This is a genomic window from Acidimicrobiales bacterium (genome assembly GCA_035531755.1).
GTDB lineage: Bacteria > Actinomycetota > Acidimicrobiia > Acidimicrobiales > UBA8190 > DATKSK01.
The window spans coordinates 115,073-122,748 of the sequence record DATKSK010000007.1 but is presented as its reverse complement, the minus strand read 5'-3'; the positions used below and the strand labels follow the sequence as shown (position 1 = coordinate 122,748).

At 67.4% G+C, this 7,676-nt stretch carries 5 protein-coding genes and 2 rRNA genes; 2 read left to right on the top strand and 5 right to left on the bottom strand.

The annotated features are described in order from the left end of the window. Together VMV22_02000 and rrf are read left to right on the top strand one after the other, a co-directional pair. Window positions 1–1,178, top strand: a 23S ribosomal RNA gene (locus VMV22_02000); the annotation flags it as partial. A gap of 91 nt (window positions 1,179–1,269) precedes the next feature. Next, window positions 1,270–1,386: ribosomal RNA gene (gene rrf / locus VMV22_01995) — 5S ribosomal RNA — on the top strand. Between the two features lie 86 nt (window positions 1,387–1,472). Here the strand turns inward: rrf and VMV22_01990 are convergent. The 5 genes from VMV22_01990 to VMV22_01970 form a co-directional block, all read right to left on the bottom strand. Further along, entirely contained in the window at window positions 1,473–3,356 is a 1,884-nt protein-coding gene (locus VMV22_01990) for an ABC transporter substrate-binding protein (GenBank protein ID HUY21091.1), read from the bottom strand. 86 nt (window positions 3,357–3,442) lie between these two features. Then, entirely contained in the window at window positions 3,443–4,402 is a 960-nt protein-coding gene (locus VMV22_01985) for an ABC transporter permease (GenBank protein HUY21090.1), read from the bottom strand. 6 nt (window positions 4,403–4,408) lie between these two features. Continuing rightward, the gene (locus VMV22_01980; GenBank protein HUY21089.1) at window positions 4,409–5,374 is read right to left on the bottom strand and encodes an ABC transporter permease; all 966 of its coding nucleotides are present in this window, start codon (window positions 5,372–5,374) and stop codon (window positions 4,409–4,411) included. After that, the gene (locus VMV22_01975; GenBank protein HUY21088.1) at window positions 5,371–6,492 is read right to left on the bottom strand and encodes a dipeptide ABC transporter ATP-binding protein; all 1,122 of its coding nucleotides are present in this window, start codon (window positions 6,490–6,492) and stop codon (window positions 5,371–5,373) included. Before VMV22_01975 ends, VMV22_01980 begins: the two co-directional genes overlap by 4 nt. Further along, window positions 6,489–7,616: an ABC transporter ATP-binding protein gene (locus VMV22_01970; protein ID HUY21087.1), complete on the bottom strand. Its 1,128-nt coding sequence runs from the start codon at window positions 7,614–7,616 to the stop codon at window positions 6,489–6,491. Before VMV22_01970 ends, VMV22_01975 begins: the two co-directional genes overlap by 4 nt. Window positions 7,617–7,676: the final 60 nt, after the last annotated feature.

Here is a 7,676-nt window from a genome sequence, read left to right as displayed (position 1 = left end):
TCATCTTCCCCAAGAGTCCATATCGACGGGAAGGTTTGGCACCTCGATGTCGGCTCGTCGCATCCTGGGGCTGAAGCCGGTCCCAAGGGTTGGGCTGTTCGCCCATTAAAGCGGTACGCGAGCTGGGTTTAGAACGTAGATAGCTGCGTCCCCAGGGAGTAATCCCTGGGTGCCCACCGGCTCATATCGGTGAAACCCTGAGCGTCACAACCGAACAGTACGTTCAGGGCAATACCGAGGGAAGGCCAACACATTGAGAGCGTTGGATGCGTCCTACGTTGCAGGATTCCTCGACGGCGACGGAAGTATTCACTTCCAGCTCGTCCGGCAGGAGGAGTATCGGTTCGGGTACGACATCCGAGCCAGTGTCTCGTTCTCGCAGAGCACCTCAGCCCGCTCCGGCCTGGAGATGATCCAGTGTCTGGTCGGCGGTGGGGGATACCTGCGGGACCGGGGAACCGGCATGAGTGATCTCGCGATCACGAGCCGGCCACTACTCCTCAAACTGCTCTCCGCCGTGGAGCCGTACGTGATCTTCAAACGAGAACACGTTCGGCGTGCTCTTCTGTTGCTTCCTCGGCTCGAACGGCTGAGGGACCCAGAGGAGTTCCTGCGACTAGCGCACGAAGTCGACGCTTTCGCAACCCTAAACTATTCGAAAACGAAGCGGATCTCCGCCGTAGATGTCGAGCAACATCTGCGTAGCACGGGCGTGTTGTGCCCCTGTAACGACTTCCTCGCAAAGCGAAGCGAGGGGATGGCGTCAAGGAAACACAGCAACATCCGACCACTCACGGACGCCATGACACGCCGGCCCCTAGAAATAGGGTGAAGGTATAGTCTGTGCCCGTAGTAATACGGGAGAAACACGCGCGAGACAGTTCGGTCCCTATCCGATGCAGCCGCAGGAGACCTGAGGAAGGCTGTCCCTAGTACGAGAGGACCGGGACGGACGTAGCTCTCGTGTGCCAGTTGTCCTGCCAAGGGCACGGCTGGTTTGCGACCTACGGATGGGATAAGCGCTGAAAGCATCTAAGCGCGAAGCTCGTTCCAAGATGAGGTCTCCCACAGGACAACCTGGTAAGGCCCGTGGCTAGATCACCACGTTGATAGGCCGGAGGTGTAAGCACGGCAACGTGTTCAGCCGACCGGTACTAATCGGCCGAGGGCTTGGAGAGCTATCTTGCTCGTGCTCGCTATGGAACGCTCACGGGGTGGCCGGTCGGCCGCTCCGATCCGGGACCTCTCGGGCCCCGACGGAGCATGATTTCCGGTGACCATGGCGGCGGGGCAACACCCGTTCCCATTCCGAACACGGCAGTTAAGCCCGCCAGCGCCGATGGTACTTGGGGGGCGACCCCCTGGGAGAGTAGGACGTCGCCGGGATTTCTCAGGGAGAAGTCCCCCGGCACGCGCCGGGGGCCTTCTCCGATTCCAGAGCCAGGTGACGTGCCCGGCACCTTCAGACACGACTACCGCTGGAAGTACCAGTCCTCCGGCGTGATCGCCAGGAGCAGGTTCTGCGGTGCCGTGCCCTGCAGGGTCTTGCGCACCTCGGCCAACGACGTCGCCGGGTCGGGTTGGAACACCACAGGCAACCGGGTCGCGAGGTAGTCCTGGTACCGGGCGAGACCGGTGTCGCTGACGATGGTCTGCATGATGTTGGCGTCGTTGGTGGCGTCGGTGTACCCCCCGAGGTTGCTCAGGGCTCCGGTAGCGAAGATCTGCTCACCGGTCGGGTAGTAGTCGAGGACGAAGTACCACCCGACACCCCAGTCGGCGAGTTGCCACGTGCAGCGGGCGGTCCCGCCGCAGGCCGTCACCTCGTCGATCACCTTGTTGGACGGCGAGCCCGCCAGTGTGACATGGATGCCGGCTCGCTCCCAGGACGCCCTTTCAGCCTGCAGCAACGGGCCGAGGCCCTCCGCGTCGTTGGCGAATGCCAGGGTGAGGTCGAGCTTGGTGCCGACGGGAATCCCCGTACCGCACTCGTCGGCGGCCGCTCCCGCGTTCATGCAGACGGACGTGCCGTTGCGGATCACCCGCCATCCGTGGCCGGCGAGGAGGCGAACGGCCCTGGCGGGGTCGTACGGGTAGGGGTTGCGGCGCACGGCGCTCGTCGCGTCGTTGTGCTGTCGCGGGTACATCGGGACGGGACCGTAGGTCGGGAAGGCGTAGCCATGGAAGATGCTCCGGATCGCCCGGGGCTGGTCGACCAGGGACTGCATGGCTTGGCGGACGTACAGCTGGGAGAAGATGGGCCCTGCCGCGCCTCCGGCTCCGGTGGAGGCGAAGTTGTAGACGATGTAGTTGATCGACCCCAGGTACAGGGGCACCAGGTCGAAGCCCGTCAGCCGCGGGTCGTTCCCGGCCGCCACGGTCGGGTCCGAGGTGGTCTGCGTCACGGACTGGGTCGAGAGGTAGCCGATGTCGATGCGGTTCTTCACGAGGGCCCGGAGCTCGGCTGCATACGTCGCGAAGGGGACCTCCAGGAATCTCGACACTGCCGGCTTGACGGGGCCGCTGTACTTCGGGTTGGGGACCATCACCACGTTCCCCGCCCGGTCGAAGGACTTCAGGTGCCAGGGCCCGTCGACCACCTGCCAGAGAGGATTGGTGGCGTACGTGGACAACGCCGTGTTGGGTGCGGTCGGGTTGGCCGGGTCGAACCCCGCCTGCCCGGACAGGAACCGGTACACGGCTGTGCACGGACCGTCCCCCGACCCGTAGGCGGCGGCGGAGCAGCCCCCCGACCCGGCGGCTGCCCGTGCGGCGGTGACGTCCCAGGCACGGGGAAGCGGGGTGATCTGGGAGAGCGCGTTGTCCGTGAGCCACGTGGGGCCGTAGGCCTTGTCGAACGTGAAGGTCAGGGTGGTCGGGCTGTCGACGACGACGCTGGTCACGATGTCGGGGAAGCCGCCGGTGACATAGGCCGCCCACGTCGCCTTGGCGGCGTGCAACAGGTTCATCCAGAACAGCACGTCGGTGGCGTCCACCGTCTCGCCGTTGGACCACCTGTAGGGCCGCATGACCACCGTCGCCTTGGTGTGGTCACGGGAGAACGTCGGATGAACGGCGAGCGATCGCGAGCTGTCGGGCCCTCCCGAGCCGCCCTGGCCGAACCAGTAGAGGGGCCGGTACATGAGGTACTGGAACTGTCCGAGGTTCGCGAGGTTGAAGTAGGCGGGCGGCAAGAGCGGGAAGATGAAATTCGGGGGAGACCCGGGCTGCTCGCCCCAGCGCACCGTGCCTCCCGTCGGGCGGGGAGCAACCGAGCGCGACGAAGGCGACGCGCACGCCGCCAGGGCGAGGGCGAGGGCGAGGGCCAGGACGACCCTGAGGGCCAGGGCCGACACTGGTCGAGCCGTCGGGACCGGACCGTGCCACGCGCCCGGGGCGTGTGGCACGTGGTCGCTTGCCGGGACCGAGCGCGGCGCGATGCTCAGGACAGCCGGACCCGGGGGTCGAGGACGGCGTACACGGCGTCGACAGCGATGTTGGCGACCACGATGAACGCCGAGGCCAGGATGACGAGCCCGATGATGACCGGTAGGTCCTGGCGCGTGATGGAGTTCACGATCTGCTGGCCGAGGCCGGGGAGGCTGAAGACGTCCTCGGTCACGATGATGCCGCCGAGGAGCGTCCCGAGGTCGATGCCGAACTGCGTCACCACCGGTGTGAGCGCGCTGCGCAGGCCGTGACGGTACACGACCCGCCGCTCGCGCAGCCCCTTGGCGCGGGCGGTGCGGATGTAGTCCTCTCCCAGGACGTCGAGCATGGCTCCCCGCGTCAAACGCGAATAGGTGGCCGCTGTCACGAGGGCGATGGTTATCCACGGCAGGATCATGTGGCGGGCCCATTCGACCGGGCTGGTGGTGATGCCGACGTACCCGCCACCCGGGAAGAAGTCGACCCCCGCCAGGTGCAGGCGGAAGAACAGCCCCAACAGGAGAAGCTCACCCAGCAGGAAGGTCGGCATGGAGTAGAAGAACAGTGCCAGGGCCGTGGTCGTCCGATCCGCGATCGACCGGGGACGCGTGGCGGCGAGCACGCCCGACAGCACCCCGATGACGAGCCACAGGATGGCACCACCGAACGCAACGGACGCGGTCACGGGGAGGTCCCGCTTGATGATGCTCGTGACGGGCTCCTGGTTGACGAACGAATAGCCCAGGTTGCCGTGCAGGAGTCGCCACAGGTAGCTGCCGTACTGCGACAGCACGGGCCGGTCCAGGCCCAGGCGGCGTTTGACGTCGGCCAGCGTCTGGGCCGTGGCCTGCCGGCCGGCGATGAGGCGGGCGGGGTCGTGGGGAGCCACGAAGTACAGGACGAACACGAGCGTGGCGACCACCCACAGGACGACGACGCCCAGGGCGACCCGGCGGAGGAGGAATCGGGCCATCTCCGGCTACTCCGTCGTCCCGAAGAACCGGTTGTACCGGGGGTCGAACGCATCGCGCACGCTGTCGCCGAGGAGGTTGAACGAAAGTGTCGTGACGAGGAGGCCCAGCCCGGGGAACACGACGTACCACCAGGCGACCTGGTAATAGTCGATCGACGACGCCAGCATGCCGCCCCAACTCGGCGTGGGGGGGACCACCCCGAGCCCGAGGAACGAGAGCGTCGCCTCGAACACGATCGAAAGCGGGATGAGCAGCGTCAGGTAGACGATGACCGGTGCGAGGACGTTCGGCAGGATGTCGACGAACATGATCCGCACGTCACTGGCCCCGAGGGACCGGGCGGCCTCGACGTACTCCTTCTCCTTGATCGACAGGACCTGGCCCCGCACGATGCGGCCCACCGACGCGAACGAGAAGAAGGCGATGACGACGATCGAGATCAGCAGGCTCGGCCCGACGACGGAGATCAGGGCGATGGCGAACACGAGGTAGGGCAAGGACAGGTTCACGTCCATCAAGCGCGTGAGCACGGTGTCGACGACCCGGCCGAAGTACCCGGCCATCAGGCCGATCACGACCCCGACACTCACCGCCAGGGAGCTGGCCACCACCCCGACCAGGAGAGAGATGCGCGCCCCGTAGAAGACACGGACCATGACGTCGCGGCCCAGCTCGTCGGTCCCGAGCAGGAACCGGAGGTTGGGCCCGACGGGGATGCCCTCGGGTGAGAGGCCGGTCGTGCGGTACTGGTCGTTGGGCCCGTGCCCCACGAGGTGCGCCACGACGGGTGCGAAGATGGCCATGAGGGCGATGATCACGATCACGACCGACGATGCGATGGCTACGCGGTCATGGCGGAGGCGCTCGAACGCGAGCCTCCACGGGCTGCGACCCTCAATGGGGCGCTTCGCCGGCCCGACGGGCCCGAGCCCGTCCCCGACGGCTACGTCGATGGCGAGGCGCTGGGTCATGGGGCGGCCGGCAGGGTGTCGGACGGTGCCGATGGTGCCGATGGTGCGAACGCGCCGGCGGGCGGCACGGCGCCGGCGGGGAGCTCTTCGCCGTCGGCCAGAGGAAAGTGGCAGGCCACCCCGTGGTCGGGGGGGTCACCCGCCAGAGGCTCGAGCCGCGGTTCCTCGACGCTGCAGCGCTGCTGCGCCTTGGGGCACCGGGGGTGGAAGCGACACCCCCGCGGCGGGACGATGGGGGAGGGCACGTCACCGGTGAGCACGATCCGGCGGCGCTTGTCGGCGAGATCAGGGTCCGGGACCGGCACCGCTGACTGCAGGGCTTTGGTGTAGGGGTGCCGGGGCCGCGTGTAGAGATCGTGGCGGCCGGCGATCTCCACGATCTTGCCGAGGTACATCACCGCCACGCGGTCGCTCACGTGGCGGACGACCGACAGGTCGTGGGCGATGAACAGGTAGGCAAGCCCGAATTCGCTCTGGACCGCGGCGAGGAGGTTGATCACCTGGGCCTGGATCGAGACGTCGAGCGCGGAGACCGGCTCGTCGGCCACGATCAGATCGGGTTGGAGGGCGAGCGCCCGGGCGACGCCGATCCGCTGGCGCTGGCCGCCGGAGAACTCGGACGGGAACCTGTTGTAGTGCTCGGGGTTCAGGCCGACCAGCTCCATCAGGTTCTGGACCTTGCTCTTGCGCTCCCCGCCCTCCTCGATCCCGTGGATGGCGAACGGGTCCCCGATGATCGACCCCACTCGTCGGCGGGGATTGAGTGACCCGTAGGGGTCCTGGAAGATCATCTGGATCCGGCGCCGGTACGGACGGAGCTGGTGCCGGCTGAGCGTCGAGATGTCGTGGCCGTCGAAGACGAGCCTGCCCGAGGTCAGGTCGAACAGGCGGGCGACACAGCGTGCGAGCGTCGACTTCCCGCAGCCGGTCTCGCCCACCAGCCCGAGGGTCTCGCCCCGTCGGATGTCGAAGGTGACGTCGTCGACGGCGTGGACGACTGCCCTCGAACGTCGGAAGAGGGAGGACGAGCCGAGGGGGAAGTGCTTGACGACGTTCTCGGCTCTGAGGAGGGGCTCGCCCGTCTCGGTCGTCCGCCCGGTGCCCGCCGCCACGGTCATGGGTTGTCTTCCTCGGCCGCGCCCATGTCCAGAGTCTGGCCCGTCCGGACGGTGCCGGTGGGCTCGGCGGGCCTGGACATCTCGGCGGACTCCGGGGTCCCGCCCCCGGCTTCGAGGGCCGCCCGGGCGCGGTCGGCGTCGGTCTCCGCCGATACCCCGAGCAGATCCCCGGGGAGCCAGCACGCCGAGTGGTGCACGGAGTCGCCGCCCACGCGCTGAAGCGGGGGTTCGTCGACCCGGCATCGGGGCATGACGAAGCGGCAGCGCGGATGGAACGCGCACCCGGACGGGGGGTCGATGAGGCTGGGTGGCTGGCCGGGGATGGACAGGAGGCGTTCGTCTTCTCGGCTCGCCTCCGGGAGCGACTCGAGGAGCCCCACGGTGTAGGGATGGTGCGGCCGGTAGTAGGCGTTGCGCCGGTCCACCTGCTCCATGACCCGTCCCGCGTACATGATCATGACGTCGTCGGCCATGTCGGCGATCACCCCGAGATCGTGGGTGATCATGATGATGGCAGTCCCGAATTCGGTCTGCACCTTCTTCATGAGCTCGATGATCTGCGCCTGGACCGTGACATCGAGGGCGGTGGTGGGCTCGTCGGCGATCAACAGCGCCGGGTTGAGCGCCAGCGCCATGGCGATCATGACGCGCTGGCGCATCCCTCCCGAGAACTGATGGGGGTACTCCTCGGCGCGCCGCTTGGGTTGGGGGATGCCCACCATGCCGAGCAGCTCCACGGCGCGCCGGTGGGCCGCGTCCTTCTTCATGTCGGTGTGGGCACGCAGCATCTCCACGATCTGCCACCCGACCCGGTAGTAGGGGTGCAGGCTGGACAAGGGGTCCTGGAAGACCATGCCGATCTTCACGCCGCGAATGGCGCGCAGCTGCTCAGGGGTCATGGTCAGGAGATCGACTCCCTCGAACCTGGCATGACCCGACACGCGGGCCCCCTGGGTCAGGCCCACGATCGTCTGCGTCGCGACGCTCTTTCCCGACCCGGACTCGCCGACGACACCGAGGGTGCGACCCCGGTCGAGCACGAAGCCGACTCCCCGCACGGCGTGCACGACGCCGTCGGGGGTGGGGAACGAAACCCTGAGATCCTCAACCTCCAGCAACGGCATCGACACAGGTCCGCGTCCGTCCTTGGTCGGACCGACGTTAGGCCAAATCGATCGTCGCGG